We start from the raw sequence: 16,791 nt of genomic DNA, 5'->3' as shown, positions 1-16,791 counted from the left end.
CTGTGTCTCCTGCTTTATTAAAATAAATATTTACACTGACTTACTTGGTATTTAGTCAATATATTTCGGATTTGAATCTTTTATTTAAACAAGGTGGAAGATGAAATTGCCAAAAGCTCATAAATCTATCCTTTTCAATTCCTCAACACCAGAAAAAACCTCTCGGCTTGCGCCTAGACCTTTTGGTATCCAAACACAAAAAGCGTCAGTTGCACCCAAGACAAAAAAGGATATAGAGAATGAAGCGTTTCAGCAGCAAAAGATAGCAGCAACAAAACTTGAGATCCAAGCGAAGTATGGCACGATTACGCCAGAGGGAAAGGAAAGTCTTAGTATATTGCAAGCTAAGATGGATGGATTATTGACTTCGAGACTGGGACAGGCTTCTCAATTTGGACATAACTTTGCCAATATTTCTGTAAGAAGACCTGAAACCCCAATAGGAATCCAAACAAAGCTGACTCTAGGTAAGCCTGGGGATTCAGTATGAGCAAGAGGCAGATGAGACAGTGCGTCAGGTGGTGCAACAGATTCATCAACCACAGAAGCAGAGAGTTGAACCAGAACAGACGCTTGATAATGCTCAAGGTTTGCAGGAAGAAACAAATGTGATAGAGAAGAAGCAAATAGGTGGTTTGAGCCTGCAAAAAGATGCGGTTAGTAACTCGGTTTTAGGCAAGAGTGAATTTACCCCCGTCCCATTTGTTATTCAACGCTATATCGAAAATGATGCCGCACTTGCGCCAGGAAAAGTTTCAGACGGCGGCAATATCGTTATGGTAGATAAGATGAATGTTTATGCTACTCAAGCCAAAATACAAGAGGCGATCGCTGCATTAGCAAATACCCCTGCACGTATTACACTGACTCAAGGGGCAGCTTTTACTAAACCTGATGATATTGCTTGGACAACTCGCTTCGGGAGCAATCAAACCCTCTATCGCGTGAAACCAGTCTATAAAGCCAATGCAGAACTTACGGAAAAACAAGCAAAGACTGAGCCAGTTGCAAATGATAGCGCTCAAGTAGAGGCTAAAAAGCTACAGTTGTATAAAGACTCGTTGCAAACAAATACTCTGCTGATTTTCAATCTCAAGAATGAATTTACAAAACGTTGGCAGGAACTAGCAGCCGAACGTAAAGGGTTTTTTGGTGGTTGGTATTCATCTACTACGTCGTTAGAAATTTGGGAGGAGTTCAACGGCAATAAAGCAGGAGGAACATCCACACCGCTTTTTGCCTCCCCTACTTAAGATTTACTTTATAAATAATCTCTAATCAGTAATTCTTTTTATCAACTGTCAACTTTCAACTGTCGACTATCCACTGTCCATTGTTGAACCTTTGAGCAATCCTCTCCCTTGGAGTGCTACCGTGTACACACAAGTCTTTTAGAGTAGCTCAACAGACTTTTAATCCGCCCAACCCCTCTTGAAAAGCAAAGCTGTTTCATTCTCTCAAAAGCTCAAAAAAGACTTGTGTTGTGAACGAAAAGACTTGTGTTGTGAACGAAAAGACTTGTGTTGTGAACGAAAAGACTTGCGTTGTGAATGAAAAGACTTGTGTTGTGAATGAAAAGACTTGTGTTGTGAACGAAAAGACTTGTGTTGTGAACCAAAGTACTTGTGTTGTGAACGAAAAGACTTGTGTTGTGAACGAAAGTACTTGTGTTGTGAACAAAAAGACTTGTGTTGTGAACGAAAGTACTTGTGTGTACACCGTAGCTCTTGAAGTGAGAGGTACTTATTAACTGTCAATTGTCAATTGTATAGCCGTAGTCATATAGGTTAGGACAGTGTTAATTGCTCAAATCCTTGTAGACGCATTCGCGAAGCGTTCTCGAAGAGTAGCGGCTTCCCGTAGGGTAGTAACTAGGTTTTTACTCAGCACGGGCTAAACGTCCTGCTACCGCTAACAGCACTTTACTATGCATTGTTGAAAATCTGAGCAAGTCGGCGCACTCCTTCCTGAATTTGTTGCTCATTTAGTTCCGCGTAACCTAAGACAAATTCACGACTAGGGCTTGTCTTTAAATAGTAGGGATGAGCAGCAGTAATGCCTACGCCAACCTGTGCAGCGCGTTGGACTATTTCCTCATTGCTTAATGTTGTATGCATTTTTACCATCAAGTGCATTCCGGCATTTTCACCTAGAATTTTGACTTGATCAGCGAAATGGTAAATTAGAGACTGCACCAAGGTTTGCCGCCGTTGGCCATAGAGCGATCGCATCCGTCGAATATGCCGTTCTAAATGTCCTTCAGTAATAAAATCTGTGAGGGCATGTTGTTCTAATAAACTAGATTGACGATCCGCCAGCCATTTGGCGCGGGTAAATACATCTACCAAATTGTCTGGTATTACTAGATAACCCAGACGCAAAGCCGGGAAAAGTACCTTAGAGAATGTGCCAACATAGATAACTGAGTTACCTTGATCTAATCCTTGCAACGCAGGGATGGGACGCTCACCATAACGATACTCGCTATCATAGTCATCTTCAATAATCATTACTCCTGAGTTCTGCGCCCAAGCCAGTAGTTCTAATCTGCGGGGAAGAGATAGCAAAGCCCCTGTAGGGAATTGGTGAGATGGCGTGACGTAGATTAGCTTAATTTTTGGGGTTGTACTTGTCGTCAGGTTGCTAACGATTAAACCCGAATTATCCACAGATACAGGGAATAAACAAGCTCCCTGCGCTAAAAAAGCCCGTCGCGCTCCTAAATAGCCTGGTTCTTCTACAGCAATCCAGTCACCGCGGTTAATTAGCAGGCGTGTGATTAAATCAAGTCCTTGCTGGGAACCACCAATAATGATAATTTGTTCAGCATTACACTTTACCGCTCTAGAGCGAGCAAGATAAGAAGCGATCGCCTCCCGTAGCGGTCGATATCCCATTGAATTATTAGTATAATCCAGTACATCTGGACTATTGCAACAATGACGAGATAGCAACTTGCGCCACAAGTCTATCGGAAACTTGTCAAAAGCTGGTCGTCCGTAACTTAAGCTAATCTGTGCTTCTGGTTCTGGGAGGCGAAATAGTGAAGAGTCTGTCAAACTTTCACCATAGGCTGATAAAGCTATTGATGAACTAGCTACTTGAGGTATTGACTCAATAGGTGCAGTGCCTAATAAATCATCGGGGATTTGGTGACAAACAAACGTCCCCGAACCTCTTGTTGTTTCTAGATAACCCTCACTCAACAATTGCTCATAGCTTTGGGTGACAGTAGCGCGAGAGATACCAAGAGACTGAGAAAGTGATCGCGTCGAAGGTAGCCGTTGTCCTGGCGCTAATCTTCCTGACAAAATTGCTCGTCGCAGTTCCTCATAAACTTGGCGATGCAATGGTAAAGCTGCTTGCGAGTCGATATTAATTACAAAGTCCATAGTAGAAATGCGATCGCAACAGTGAAGAACTATAGAAACACCAACAGAAAGTAATATTTTCTTTAAACAAAGTGGACTGGTACTTCAATAAAAAAGTGGCACTTGTATCATGCCACTTTGACGACTACTCTAACGATGTCGGCTCAAAAATTTCCAGTCATGCATCAGCAAGAACCTCCAAGCCTAAGAACCACTATCAAACGCATACCTCAACGAGGCAACTATGAACGTGACATTATCTATGAAATTTTGGATGAAGGATTAGTTTGTCATGTGGGCTTTGTAACTGACGGACAACCTTTTGTGATCCCTACAGCTTATGGAAGAATTGACGATACGCTATATATTCATGGCTCACCAGCTAGCCGGATGTTAAAATCGCTCCAACAAGGCATTGATGTCTGCGTGACAGTAACTTTACTGGATGGTTTAGTACTGGCGCGATCGGCGTTTCACCACTCAATGAACTATCGCTCGGTGGTAGTGTTTGGTAAAGCAACACTAGTACAAGATGCAGAGCAAAAGTTAGTTGCCCTGCAAGCGTTTACAGAACACGTCATCCCCGGACGTTGGCAAGAAGTGCGATCGCCTAGTCGCAGTGAGTTGGCTGGAACTCTGGTGCTATCTCTACCTCTAGTTGAAGCTTCAGCTAAGGTTCGTACTGGTGGGCCTATTGATGATGAAGCTGATTATCAATTGCCAGTGTGGGCAGGAGAAATACCCTTAAAGTTGACTGCGGCAACGCCCATCCCTGATTCACGTTTGCATACAGAAATAAAAGCCCCTACTAGAGCAAACGCATAATTATCAAAAAATCTTTGGAACCCTACTCCACTAGATTGAGAGGGAAACTTTAGCTTCAGCTAAAAGTGGAGTAGGATACCTTTGATGCCTTTGCCCTGAAGTTCTGGCTTATGTTTAGTTGCTATATCTCAGTAGTTAGGTGCAGCCGCTACCGCAGGGTAGTGGCGAGTCAAAAGATATAGGTGGCTGGGTCTTGTTGAATTACCAGTTAAGAAATAGGCTGAAAATATGGGAAAATGGTAAACATTAATCAGACAGTCTATGGCTAAACTTTTTGACTGTATTACTGAAGAACTACAAGACTTCATTGCTGCCCAACACCTCTTCTTTGTTGGGACTGCACCGTTAAGTCCTACAGGACACGTTAACCTATCTCCCAAAGGATTAGATTGCTTTCGTATCCTCTCTCCCAATCGAGTAGCTTATCTGGATCTCACAGGTAGTGGCAATGAAACCTCTGCTCATTTGCAAGAAAATGGGCGAATAACCTTCATGTTTTGTGCTTTTCAAGAACCTCCGTGTATTCTGCGTCTCTATGGAGAGGGACAGACTATTTTACCGAATTTTTCTGATTGGAACTCGCTGTACTCTCTATTTCCGCAGATTCCTGGAACTCGCCAAATTATCGTTGCTGATATTGATAAAGTGCAGACTTCCTGTGGTTATGGTGTACCACTTTATGAATATCAAGGTCAACGGCAGACTATAGTTAAATGGGCAAGGAATAAAGGGGCGCAAGGAGTTCAAGATTATCAACAGCAAAAAAATCTTGTCAGCCTTGACGGGTTACCGACTCCACTGAGTAAATTACTCTAAGTAGACTTGTGAGCAAAATTGAAATATGGCATATGCAATTCGTCCAATCATACAGGAAGACGAACCTTTTCTTTGGCAAATGCTTTATGAAGCGGCGCATATGGCAGAAGAAGGAGCATTGACAGTGCAGGATGCAATGAACCATCCTGATTTGGCAAAATATGTCAAAAATTGGGGACTTGAAGATGATATGGGCTTTATCGCTACCTTAGCGAGCAGCAATCAGCCTGTGGGAGCAGCTTGGTTACGTTTACTGACAGGTGAAAATAAAGGATATGGTTACCTTGGCGATCGCACTCCCGAACTAGCGATGTCTGACGACAAGCCGCTGTGCGTCTACGCTGTTCTTCCAGAATATAGAAATCAAGGCATAGGAACGCAGTTACTAACTCATTTATTAGCAACTGCTAAAGCAGCTTATCCATCAGTATCACTGAGTATCAGAAGCTCAAATCCAGCCTTACGTCTATATAAACAATTGGGCTGGAAAATCGTTGATGGCAGTGAGACAATCAACCGAGTTGGTGGCATCTCTTTCAAGATGAAATTAGATTTTGATTAAGGTGACTTTAGCGTTCAAAACCTTTACACCCCTACACTTAGCTTTAGTTTGTCTCATTCTCCGCCGCTTTCAACCACTCTTGCATCGTCGATAATGCTAAAACTGCCTTCACATAATCCTGAGAAATAGCATCTAACTGCACATCATAGGTAACAAACCGTAGGACGACAGGGGCAAAAAACGCATCAGCAATGGTGAAGTTGCCAAGCAACAAATTGCCACTAGACCCAAAATTTTGGCGAGAATATTGCCAGATGCTGGTGATGCGATCAATATCTTGTTGTACGCCAGGAGCTAAACCTTTACCAGGATATTTAGCACGGCAGTTCATCGGCATATTCTCGCGCAGATTTGCAAAGCCTGAGTGCATTTCTGCACTAATGGAACGGGCGAATGCTCTAGCTGCTTTATCTTCTGGCCACAAGTGCTTATTAGGAAATGCTTCTGCTAAGTACTCGCAAATAGCAAGGGAATCCCATACTGTTTGAGTTTCGTGCAACAGCACAGGTACTTTTCCTGATGGAGAATATTGCCGAATTTTTGAGGAAGATTCCGGGGTATAAAGAGGAATCAAAATTTCATTGAATTCCAAGCCTAATTCTTTCATTACTAGCCAAGGACGGAGTGACCATGAGGAATAATTTTTACTACCAATTACTAAAGTTAGTTGTGTCATCTTTCTAAAACCTATAAAGTTGTTCAATCCACATACATACGTCAAATTCAGAGCCGGAAGAAAAAGATTTTCTTGTTACAGGGTCGTAAGCGTGCCAAGAAATATTACCGTAGCGGTCAACTTTTTGCCAAACTTGTAATTCGTTAGGATCTGCCATAAGCGTCTTCACAAGTTTTTCCCAAATATCATGTAGAGATTCTCGTAAAGATAAAAGTTTGCTAATATTTAATTTTCTACTACATAAGGAATCGCAATTGATTTCTATATCTTCTGATTGCAGATATCTGCTCTCGTTTCTCATCAGATTATTCCTGAAAATTGCTGTATCAATAAAACAGTAGCAATGTCTCAGTTAGTAATCAAATCATGGCTTGTATAGTATCTATAAATAGTATTTATAAATAAGAAAAAGCACTTGTATAACCTTTTTGCCACAATTAAGTGAAGATATTTATAGCTTTAATTACATCAATGCCTTATGAAAATTTTCCAACTTCGCGCCGTAGTTGCAGTAGCAGAGCGTGGTAACTTCAGTGAGGCAGCTTTAGAATTGCAGCTTTCTCAGCCAGCGATTAGTCATGCCATTGCTACTTTAGAAGAAGAACTAGGTGTGCCTTTATTTGCTAGAGGTCGTCATGGTGCTGTGCTAACACCTGCTGGAGAGCGTATCTTATATCATGCGCGGCAGGCAATGCAACATCTAGAGATGATGCAACGAGAAGCAAACTTGCATAAAGGTTTACACGGTGGCCATGTACGAATTGCGGCTTTTCGCAGCGTTGCTACCCATTTACTACCAAAAGCGATTGCAAAATTTCACGATCAATTCCCAGAAGTTGCTGTAACAATCATAGAACGCCTTTCTTATATTGATGTAGAACAATCTTTGCGTGAGGGACGTGCTGATATTGGCGTTACTTATTTACCGACTGACAATGAATTTGAAACATGGGAAATTCTTCGGGATGAGTATGTTGCTTTACTACCACCAAAAGCCAAAATTAGTAGTCCCCAAATTACTTGGGAAAATATAGCTGCATATTCACCAGTATTACTTGCTTGCTTACCCTGTGGACGACCTATACACAACCACATCAAAAATGTAGCACCCTTTATGAATACAGTTGGCGATATTCAAGAAGATTCAACTGTAGTCAGCATGGTCAATCAAGGCTTAAAAGCAGCTATTCTCCCTCGTCTAGCAGCTGTACCAATTCCTCAAGGTGTGCAAGTCTATAGTTTACCAATCCCATTAGAGAGAGTAATGGGTGTTGCAATTCTATGTAATGCCCTTCAAGTACCTGCCGTATTCACATTTCTGGAGATGCTGAGAAAATTTGATTTTGATAGTTTGGCTAAATCTACTTATTAATTATCTTTTAAGCAGGGTAATAATTGATGTTTAATACTAAACAAAGTTAAGATTTTCATCAAATTTTCGTCAGTTCTTCTATATTTTATTTGCATACATAATGTCACCAGAGATACTTATCCAGTGGTCAAATTGATAGACGCGTAGACGCTCGAAGAGCGGCTTCTCGTAAGAGTATAATCGCGTCTCTACTCCTTATTATTCGTCCATCTCCTTCAATGTAGCTAATGCTGACGGAGATAGGCGACTCAGATAGCGGAATATCCAGTATTTAAAAATAGTATTCAATATCACAGGAAATGTAGCAATAAATATATATATTGCGTTTCTACTAGCGGGTAGACCTAAATGTCCAGCCAATTCTTCAAGAATAACCTCCCATCCATGTGGTGAGTGGAACCCTACAAATATATCTGTGAATAAAATAATTAGAAAAGCTTTGGCACTATCGCTTAGCCCATAGACAATATTATCTATAAAAGATTTGACAATTACAATTTCTTTTTTACTCAAAGCAACTACGACACCAAAAGCAATTAGAGATAAAAAATCAGCAAAAACGTTACTGATAGAACTACTACTTTTGTTCCTGAATTCTTCAGCTATTTCAATTGCTTTGTTTTTAACTTCTTTTTTGACTTCCTCTGAAGAAAGCGGTGGTGCTATGTGCAGTAAATATTCAAATTTTAGTTTTTGTTCATAACTATGTAATTCCTGGAGAGCTTCTGTTTCCATGTCAGAATTAATGAAAATTCGAGTTGTACTTTCTCCTCTGATTCTTTCTACTATAGGATTTACTAGAAATTGTTTAGATAAATATTGAGTTAAAAGTGGTACGATGACTAGAAGTATCAAAAATCTCAGAGCAGTTCTTGTCCGATATCTAGAAAGCCGATAATCTCTGAGAAATGTTTCTTCTGCTTGTGGGGATAAATCTGCTGTAATTCTATTAATTGTTCTGCCAATAGACCGGGGGAAAGCTCCATTCTTCTGGCTTAATTGTGGATCTACAACTCGATTATCAATAGGTAAATCGATATTTGTTTGGTCTTCACTACGGTTAATTTGTAAGGGTTGAGAAGTTGGTAGTACTGAGCGATCGCTTATAAGTTCATCTGCTATGCTATATTTCTCTATTACTTCATCAATAAAGTTTAACTTCTCTAACAAATCGGCATTAGATATAGTTACGATTCCACGACTTAGTTTAAATTCTGCCAGCCTTAACTTGATAATAGTTAATTTTTTACTTAGGTATCCTTGCCAATAAGACATCACATTTTCAGTAAAATTTACTGATTCTCTAGATATCTTTTTGCCACCAAAATGTTGAATTTCAATACTTTTAATACCTTGAGCGGCTTCGTAAGCTTCTAATAGCGCTCTTTCGGGTGTATTTAATAACCAGTGATTAAGCGATCGCCAGTATTGTTGGAGCTTTTGACGGATTAATCCTGTATTTTTTTTGAAGAATGAAGCTTTCATTGCACACATAGTTATTGATATAGATTATGTGTTGTAGTTAGGTGATCATAAAAAATTGGTAATAGCTAGATGATAATAAATATTATTAACTATTACCTAACTTTCATCAACATTACATCAACCTCTTATTCTGAGTGTACACCGATTAGACGGGTAGGTATAGGTAACGCCCGATTTTCCATAGGTTTAAATTGTCCTGTGTCGGCGTCATAAGCGAAGACTTCCCCACTTTCAATTTCATACCTCCAAGCGTGAAGGGTGAGTTGACCACTATGGAGTTTAGAGCGAATAATCGGGTGAGTCTCTAGGTTTTCTATCTGCGTCAAGACATTCTGCTCAATTGCAATTTTTAAAAGTTTATCGGGAGGATAATCTTTGTAGTTGTCCAAGACTAGGCGGCGGGTAGGCTCGGCATAATGCTTCAACCAGTCATAAACTAAAGGCATCTGCTGAGCAAGATTACCTATCTGTAATAATCCTTTCATCGCTCCACAATGAGAATGGCCGCAGACAACAATATCTTTAATGCCTAAAGCCTGAATTGCATATTCTATACCTGCACCTTCGCCGTTATTGAGTGTTCCATATGGTGGTACGATGTTACCTACATTGCGAATAACAAACAAATCACCAGGCTGACTTTGAGTTATTAAAAATGGGTCAATCCGTGAGTCAGAACAAGTTATAAATAATACTTCGGGATTCTGGCCATGAGACAAGTGTTCAAACAAATCTCGATGTGCCATGAAATAGTTGTCATGAAACTCATTCAGCCCAGCAATTATTCGTTTAATTGGCACGATTAAATCCTCGTTATAACAATTAATATATTTATACTCTTCTTTATAAAAATTAGCCAATTTCCGCTAGAAACATCTGTCAAAATTAAACTGGAAATGGTAACTAATAGAATAGTATTTATCTCATTGCATCTCTTCTTCTGCTGTGTTATTGCTTGATAATTTTCAGTAGATTTAAGTACAGAAACACTAACACAAAATGTCGGAAAAGAGAGGAATACTCATCAAACTAGCTATAACTAGCTTAAAAATTAGATTTGCTATAAGCATTAAAATATTTAGCTGGCATTTTATAAAAATTGCTACTAATCTTACAAAGAAGAAAAATACTGACAAATTCAATACTTAAACAGGATCAGGCTTGAATTTATGCTTACTAACCCTGTTATGTGTTGAGAGACACGACAAAGAGAATACTAAAGTTAGCGATCGCTACCAATGTAACAACTTCTTAACATTAACGGGAATAGTATCTTAAACTTGTGAAGAAGAGATGAATATTGTGTATCAAAAGTGTGAAATATGCCAAAAATATGCTTAATAGCTTGATATCAGTTATACCATACAAATTCTCTTGTCAAGTAAAAATATGTAATTAGCACTATTAAGTGCAAGAGATGCTATATGCTCCGACTTGAATATTGAAAGCATACTAAGACTTAAGAGCCTGTTCTACAGGGTTATAAGTCAAAATATTTTCAATAATCAAAGATGATTTCTATAGCGGTAGTCATGTAACTTTAAGCGTCAAATATCGGGAACAATTACTGAGAATTGGCTGTCGTTTATATATTAAAGCTTCAGTAATATTTAAGTGTTGTTTTTTTATAAGCTGGGCATTAATGATGAAACTAAAGTTATTCGGTCATGGGTTGACAGGGATTGCAATAGCTTCGCTGAGTGCGTTGACTACAATTGCAACCATCAATCAGCCTAGCTATGCTGGAAGGACAACCTTCTACTGTGAAAAGAGCAAAGGCGTACCCATAACATTTGCTAGTACCCAGGATGGAAGGAAAGTACCAATGATTAAATGGATTTCTCAAGACTACTTCTCGCGAGAGTGGACAGGTGAACGCCGTTGTCAGGAGGTATCTCGCAGATTTCAAAAGAGCTATGACAACGGTACACTCAAGTACATTAGGACTGGTACGCTTAGAGGAGAACCAGTTGTATGTGCTGCTACTAGCCAAAATGCGCCTTGCACAGATAGCACTTTGTTATTCACCCTCAAGCGTGGGAGTAATCCTAAAGAGACAGTGCGGAGGTTATTGAATCGCCGTGGTTTAGTAGCTGGAAATATAGTAAATGAAAACAGCGAGAGTACGCTAAATATCGATTTTGATGCGTATTTAAACAACGCCACAGACGAGATAAATACTGAGTCGAATTGAAATTCAGGTAATATTTATTGAAGCGATCGCAACTTCGTATTATCTGGAAAATCAGATGGATTGGCGCAAATTGACACTGGTCGTCTGTGTTGGTAGCTTAACTATGGCACTGTCAGCATCAGCACCAGTTGTCAGTGTTGCTACACCATGCACTAGCCCTGATTGCAATACTCCTCAGTCGAAGCAAATTTATCAACAGGCTCAAGTTATCACTGTCAAAGTGATGTCGACTGATTTTTTAGGCTCAGGAATTTTGCTGCGAAAGCAAGGTTCTGTGTATACAGTATTAACCAATGCTCATGTATTGCAAGCAGGTGACGCTCCATACCGTGTTCAAACACCAGATGGTCAAATTCATGCAGCTAATTTACCTAAAGGCGTGAACTTTGGCAAAAATGATTTAGCTTTATTGCAATTTCAGAGTAATGGCAAGATTTATGCTGTGGCATCTCTCGGTAAATCTCCAGCAGTGGGGGATGAAGTTTTTGCTGTCGGGTTTCCGGCTACGGAAGAGGGAACGCAAGCAAAAGGCTTTGTGTTGACTACAGGTAAAGTATTGCTGGTGCTACCTAAACCTTTAGAGGGTGGCTATCAGTTGGGATACACTAACAATCTCGAAAAAGGCATGAGTGGCGGGCCTTTGTTGAATCGTCGCGGTGAGGTTGTGGGTGTGAACGGGATGCAAGCTTATCCTCTTTGGGATGCTCCCTCTGTGTTTCAAGATGGCATTGAGGTAGATGAACCGTTGCATAAGACGATTATTCGTCTGAGTTGGGCTGTGCCAATCAAAACGCACTAGTTAGGAATGAAAGGGGATAGGGGAGTTCCCAATACAGTTTGGATAAGGTTTTTTAATGAAAGTTATAGATCACAAAGACGCGATAAATCGCCGTCTTTACAATAATTAGTCCTTTGTAGAGACGGCGATTTATCGCGTCTCTTCCCTTAACCGAACCGTATTAGGGGAGTTCCAATCTCGAAGTTCCGAGTTCCAATCTCGAAGTTCCAAGTTCCAATCTCGAAGTTTCGAGTTCCAATCTCGAAATTTTGAGTTCCAATCTCGAAATTTTGAGTTCCAATCTCGAAGTTCCGAGTTCCAATCTCAAACTTTTGAGTTCTAATCTCGAAGTTTTGAGTTCCAATCTCGAAGTTCCGAGTTCCAATCTCAAAATTTTGAGTTCCAATCTCGAAGTTTTGAGTTCTAATCTCGGATGAATGAAACTTGCAGCTGAAATTCGACTCGTACTAGCTCTCGTCAAACAACTATAAATCATTCTCTGTTCCTCCTTTACCCATGCTGTATGTTCCTTTTTGGGTGACAGATGATGTTAACTGCACCGTAAAGACGGTGGGGTAAAGTGGATATATTTACTAGTAAAGTCGATTAATACCTATTAGTAATTGAATAATGAAATTTGATTATGCATTCGCACCAACAATCATTGGTGTATCAATCGCCCTTACACAACCACAAATTGCTGTGGCATTATCCTCTGCGGAGGTGGCTAAACTTGGCAAAGCAATCACGGTGCTGATTGATAATAAAAATGATTCCGGGACTGGGGTAATTATTCAGCGACAAGGCAACACCTACACGGTTCTCACTGCTAAGCACGTAGTAGAAGCTCAGACTGAATATGAAATTGTCACCCCAGATGGTCAGCGTTATGCGCTTAATTACAAAACCGTAAAAAAGCTGCCAGCTGTAGACTTAGCTATTTTGCAGTTTACCAGCAATCAAACTTATGCTGTTGCTAAAATCGGCAACTCGGACGTGGCTACAGAAGGTACAACAGCTTATGTAGCTGGTTTCCCAAAGACCAGTCCAGCATTTTCCAACTCAATTTACAATTTCACCGATGGGCGGATTACTGCTAACGCCTCAAAAGCTTTGCGTGATGGCTATGCGTTGGTCTACAGCAATAATACATTACCGGGGATGAGTGGCGGCCCGGTGCTGAATGACAAAGGTGAACTGGTAGGAATTCACGGCAGAGTAGATACCACGGAGAACTTTGAAATCTCGGATCAAAATCCCAACATTATTATCAAAACAGGCTTTAATTTGGGCATTCCCATTAATAGCTTTTTGAAACTCTCAGCTAAAGCTGGGGTATATGCTGCTGTTAAGCCTCCAAGCAAATCTGTAGCAGCACCGAAAGCTGATGACTTCTACATTCAGGCTGGGGAAAAGTATAAAAATGGTGATTTTAAAGGAGCAATAGCTGATTACACCCAGGCGATTCGCCTTAATCCTAACTATCTTAATGCTTACTTCGGGCGGGGAGTAGCCAGCTATAACTTGGGAGATAACAAAAGGGCGATCGCAGATTACAACCAAGCCCTTAAAATTAATCCTAACTATGCCAATGCTTTCATCAACAGGGGAGTATCTCGCTCTGCCTTGGGAGATAAGCAGGGGGCAATAGCAGATTACAATCAAGCGCTGAAAATTGATCCCAACTATGCCAATGCTTACATCAATCGAGGAATAGTCCGCTCTGCCTTGAGAGATAACAAGGGAGCAATAGCAGATTACAACCAAGCCCTTAAAATTAATCCCAACTATGCCAAGGCTTACTACAATCGGGCGCGTACTCGCTCTCTCTTAAGAGACCAGCAGGGGGCAATTGCAGATTACAACCAAGCTCTGCGAATTAATCCTAACTATGCCTTAGCTTACTACGGTCTGGGGTATGCCTACGCTGGCCTGGGAGACAACAAGCAGGCAATAACAAATTACAATCAAACCCTTAAAATTAATCCTAACTTTGCCCCAGCCTACTATGGACGGGGAAATGCCCGCGCTGCCTTCGGAGACAGCGCGGAGGCAATGGCAGATTACAGCCGAGCTTTACGGATTAATCCTAACGATGCCAAGGCTTACTATGGACGGGGGAATGCCCGCGCTGCCTTCAAAGACAACCAAGGGGCAATTGAAGATTACAACCAAGCTTTACGAATTAATCCCAACTTTGCCCAAGCCTACTATGGCCGGGGTATTGTTCACTCTGCTTTGGAAGATAAGAAAAAAGCGATCGCGGATTTCCAGAAAGCTGCTAATCTCTACAAAGCACAAGGAAACACAAATTATTACCAAAAAGCATTGCAATTAATTAGAAAGCTTCAATAATAGCCTAACGAAAGCAAAGTCAAATAGAAATCTATTGGAAATTAAATCATGAAATTTGATTATGCGATCGCACCTGTAATTATTGGAGTATCAATTGCTCTGGTACAGCCGGAAATTGCCGTGGCACTTTCCTCAACCGAGGTTGGTAAAGTTGCTAAAGCAATCACAGTGCTGATTGATAATAAAAATGGTATTGGTTCCGGGGTAATTATTCAGCACCAGAGCGACACTTACACCGTTCTGACAGCTAAGCACGTGGTTGAAGCTCAAGCTCAATATGAAATTGTCACCCCAGATGGACAGCGCTATCAACTCAACTACAACACTGTCAAAAAGCTGCCAGAAGTAGACTTAGCTGTTGTGCAGTTTAACAGCAAGCAAAGTTATCCTGTTGCTAAAATAGGCAACTCTGATGCAGCCGCAGAAGGTGCAACCGCTTATGTTGCTGGTTTTCCCCAAGCGACGGCAGCAATTTCTAACACTATTTACAATTTCACTGATGGGCGGATTACTGCTAATGCCTCAAAAGCTTTGCGTGATGGCTATGCTTTGGTCTACAGCAATAATACATTACCGGGGATGAGTGGCGGCCCGGTGTTGAATGACCAAGGTGAACTGGTAGGAATTCACGGTCGAGGCGACACTACCGAGAACTTTCAAGTCTCTGAGCAAAATCCCAACATTGTCATTAAGACAGGCTTTAATTTGGGGATTCCGATTAATACCTTTTTGAAATTGTCAACTCAGGCGGGAGTAAATATCGGCGTTAGTCCTCCTAGTACATCTGTAGCCACAGCACCGAAAGCGGACAACTTCTATATTCAAGGTGGAGATAAATACGATAAAGGAGATTTTAAAGGAGCCGCTGCTGATTATACCCAAGCAATTCGCCTCAATCCGAATTATCTCAATGCTTACAACAATCGCGGTCTTGCCCGCTTTAACTTAGGAGACTTCCAAGGGGCAGTTGATGATTATAATAAAGCTCTAAAAATTAATCCCAAAGATGCCGAACCTTATAATAATCGGGGTTTGTCCCGTTATAACTTGGGAGATAAACAAGGAGCGATCGCAGATTACAGCCAAGCCATCAAGCTGAATTCTAACTATGCTTTAGCTTATAATAATCGGGGGATTGCTCGGAGTAATTTAGATGATAATCAAGGAGCAATCGCTGATTTTAACCAAGCTTTGCGAATAAATCCTAACTTTGCTGAAGCGTACAGCGGTCGGGGTCTTGCTCGTTATCAGTTGAAAGATAAGCAAGGTGCAGTTGCAGATTACAATCAAGCCATTAAAATTAATCCCAAACTTGCCCCAGCCTATACTGGTCGAGGCATAGCCCGTTCTGATTTAGGAGACAAGCAAGGGGCAATTGCAGATTTGAACCAAGCCTTACAGCTTAATCCTAACTTCGCTCCAGCCTACACTTTGCGAGGAATTACCCGCTATCAATTGGGAGATAAACAAGGTGCGATCGCTGATTTACAAAAAGCTGCTAACCTGAATCTAGAACAAGGCAAAACAGATGATTATCAACAACTTTTGGAATTAATTAAAAAGCTTCGCCAGTAGCCAGATTAACAGAGCCTTTGTAAAGAAAATCTAAGGGTAGTAAAAAGCGATCGCTTTCAATCGGGATAATGCAGTTGAATTTGCTAGTTCATTAGCTGTTAACTAAGTAAACCAATGCCTTTATGACATACACACCGAAAATTCTGGCTTTTGCTGGCAGCACCCGCACCGATTCCTACAACAAAAAATTGGTCAAAATTGCAGCAGAGGGTGCTAAATCCGCAGGTGCAGAAGTCACTTATATAGATTTACGCGATTTGCCTCTACCTCTTTTTGATGAGGATTTGGAAGCCCAAGAAGGAACACCTGCTAACGCCCGCACATTTAAGGACTTGCTGATTTCACATCAAGGATTGTTAATTGCTTCTCCTGAATACAACAGTTCGCTGACAGCAGTTTTGAAGAACGCTATTGACTGGGCATCTCGTCCATCTCCTGGTGAACCTCCGTTGGCTGCTTTTACAGGTAAGGTTGCTGCAATTATGAGTGCTTCACCAGGAGGACTTGGTGGTTTACGAGGATTGGTTCACCTGCGAGCTATTTTAGGCAACATCAAAGTTTTGGTACTTCCAGAGCAAGTAGCCTTACCCCAAGCTTACCAAGCTTTCAATAATGATGGCACACTCAAAGATCCTAAACAGCAGGAATCTATTGAAAAGTTAGGTGAGAGTGTAGCAAGTATATTGCTGAAGCTCAATTAAATTATTTAGGTGTTCAGTAAATAACGAACACCTATAAATCGTTCTATAAACGTCTGATTATATAAACACTAACTAAAATTT

General features: G+C 40.8%; 16 protein-coding genes. 11 read left to right on the top strand and 5 right to left on the bottom strand.

The annotated features are described in order from the left end of the window. Window positions 1-100: 100 nt before the first annotated feature. A complete protein-coding gene (locus WKK05_RS21280) occupies window positions 101-490 on the top strand; it encodes a hypothetical protein (protein ID WP_341525080.1) in 390 nt (129 codons plus the stop codon). 19 nt (window positions 491-509) lie between these two features. After that, the gene (locus tag WKK05_RS21275) at window positions 510-1,253 is read left to right on the top strand and encodes a hypothetical protein (protein ID WP_341525079.1); all 744 of its coding nucleotides are present in this window, start codon (window positions 510-512) and stop codon (window positions 1,251-1,253) included. 672 nt (window positions 1,254-1,925) lie between these two features. Here the strand turns inward: WKK05_RS21275 and WKK05_RS21270 are convergent. After that, entirely contained in the window at window positions 1,926-3,392 is a 1,467-nt protein-coding gene (locus tag WKK05_RS21270; protein WP_341525078.1) for a PLP-dependent aminotransferase family protein, read from the bottom strand. 159 nt (window positions 3,393-3,551) lie between these two features. Between WKK05_RS21270 and WKK05_RS21265 the strand changes: the two genes are divergently transcribed. The 3 genes from WKK05_RS21265 (at window position 3,552) to WKK05_RS21255 (ending at window position 5,574) form a co-directional block, all read left to right on the top strand. Next, window positions 3,552-4,196, top strand: coding sequence for a pyridoxamine 5'-phosphate oxidase family protein (locus tag WKK05_RS21265; RefSeq protein WP_341531144.1), 645 nt, complete (start codon window positions 3,552-3,554; stop codon window positions 4,194-4,196). Window positions 4,197-4,457: 261 nt separating this feature from the next. Beyond that, window positions 4,458-5,012, top strand: a complete 555-nt coding sequence (locus tag WKK05_RS21260) for a pyridoxamine 5'-phosphate oxidase family protein (protein WP_341525077.1) — start codon at window positions 4,458-4,460, stop codon at window positions 5,010-5,012. A 25-nt stretch (window positions 5,013-5,037) separates the two neighbouring features. Beyond that, a complete protein-coding gene (locus WKK05_RS21255) occupies window positions 5,038-5,574 on the top strand; it encodes a GNAT family N-acetyltransferase (protein ID WP_341525076.1) in 537 nt (178 codons plus the stop codon). Window positions 5,575-5,617: 43 nt separating this feature from the next. Here WKK05_RS21255 and WKK05_RS21250 read toward each other — a convergent pair whose 3' ends face one another. Both WKK05_RS21250 and WKK05_RS21245 read right to left on the bottom strand, forming a co-directional pair. Beyond that, window positions 5,618-6,250 carry a glutathione S-transferase family protein gene (locus tag WKK05_RS21250; RefSeq protein WP_341525075.1) on the bottom strand — a complete coding sequence of 211 codons (633 nt, stop codon included), beginning with the start codon at window positions 6,248-6,250 and terminating at the stop codon, window positions 5,618-5,620. 4 nt (window positions 6,251-6,254) lie between these two features. Then, a complete protein-coding gene (locus WKK05_RS21245) occupies window positions 6,255-6,551 on the bottom strand; it encodes a hypothetical protein (protein WP_341525074.1) in 297 nt (98 codons plus the stop codon). Between the two features lie 177 nt (window positions 6,552-6,728). Between WKK05_RS21245 and WKK05_RS21240 the strand changes: the two genes are divergently transcribed. After that, complete coding sequence (locus WKK05_RS21240) at window positions 6,729-7,622, top strand: LysR family transcriptional regulator (RefSeq protein WP_341525073.1); 894 nt, start codon at window positions 6,729-6,731, stop codon at window positions 7,620-7,622. A 198-nt stretch (window positions 7,623-7,820) separates the two neighbouring features. Here the strand turns inward: WKK05_RS21240 and WKK05_RS21235 are convergent, their stop codons facing one another. Then, entirely contained in the window at window positions 7,821-9,107 is a 1,287-nt protein-coding gene (locus tag WKK05_RS21235; protein ID WP_341531143.1) for a proton extrusion protein PcxA, read from the bottom strand. A gap of 125 nt (window positions 9,108-9,232) precedes the next feature. Next, a complete protein-coding gene (locus WKK05_RS21230; RefSeq protein WP_341525072.1) occupies window positions 9,233-9,907 on the bottom strand; it encodes a carbonic anhydrase in 675 nt (224 codons plus the stop codon). Window positions 9,908-10,752: 845 nt separating this feature from the next. On the opposite strand from WKK05_RS21230, the gene WKK05_RS21225 reads away from it, so the two are divergent. The 5 genes from WKK05_RS21225 (at window position 10,753) to WKK05_RS21205 (ending at window position 16,710) form a co-directional block, all read left to right on the top strand. Then, the gene (locus WKK05_RS21225; protein WP_341531142.1) at window positions 10,753-11,301 is read left to right on the top strand and encodes a COP23 domain-containing protein; all 549 of its coding nucleotides are present in this window, start codon (window positions 10,753-10,755) and stop codon (window positions 11,299-11,301) included. Between the two features lie 55 nt (window positions 11,302-11,356). Further along, window positions 11,357-12,100 (top strand): serine protease, encoded by a 744-nt coding sequence (locus WKK05_RS21220; protein WP_341525071.1) that lies wholly within the window; start codon window positions 11,357-11,359, stop codon window positions 12,098-12,100. Window positions 12,101-12,709: 609 nt separating this feature from the next. Continuing rightward, a complete protein-coding gene (locus WKK05_RS21215; protein WP_341525070.1) occupies window positions 12,710-14,434 on the top strand; it encodes a tetratricopeptide repeat protein in 1,725 nt (574 codons plus the stop codon). Between the two features lie 48 nt (window positions 14,435-14,482). Further along, complete coding sequence (locus WKK05_RS21210; RefSeq protein WP_341525069.1) at window positions 14,483-16,009, top strand: tetratricopeptide repeat protein; 1,527 nt, start codon at window positions 14,483-14,485, stop codon at window positions 16,007-16,009. 122 nt (window positions 16,010-16,131) lie between these two features. Then, window positions 16,132-16,710 carry an NAD(P)H-dependent oxidoreductase gene (locus tag WKK05_RS21205; protein ID WP_341525068.1) on the top strand — a complete coding sequence of 193 codons (579 nt, stop codon included), beginning with the start codon at window positions 16,132-16,134 and terminating at the stop codon, window positions 16,708-16,710. Window positions 16,711-16,791: the final 81 nt, after the last annotated feature.

Source organism: Nostoc sp. UHCC 0302, from assembly GCF_038096175.1.
Taxonomy (GTDB): Bacteria; Cyanobacteriota; Cyanobacteriia; order Cyanobacteriales; family Nostocaceae; genus UHCC-0302.
Note: the sequence above shows the minus strand (reverse complement) of the source record. Positions and strands in the feature narration are given on the sequence as shown.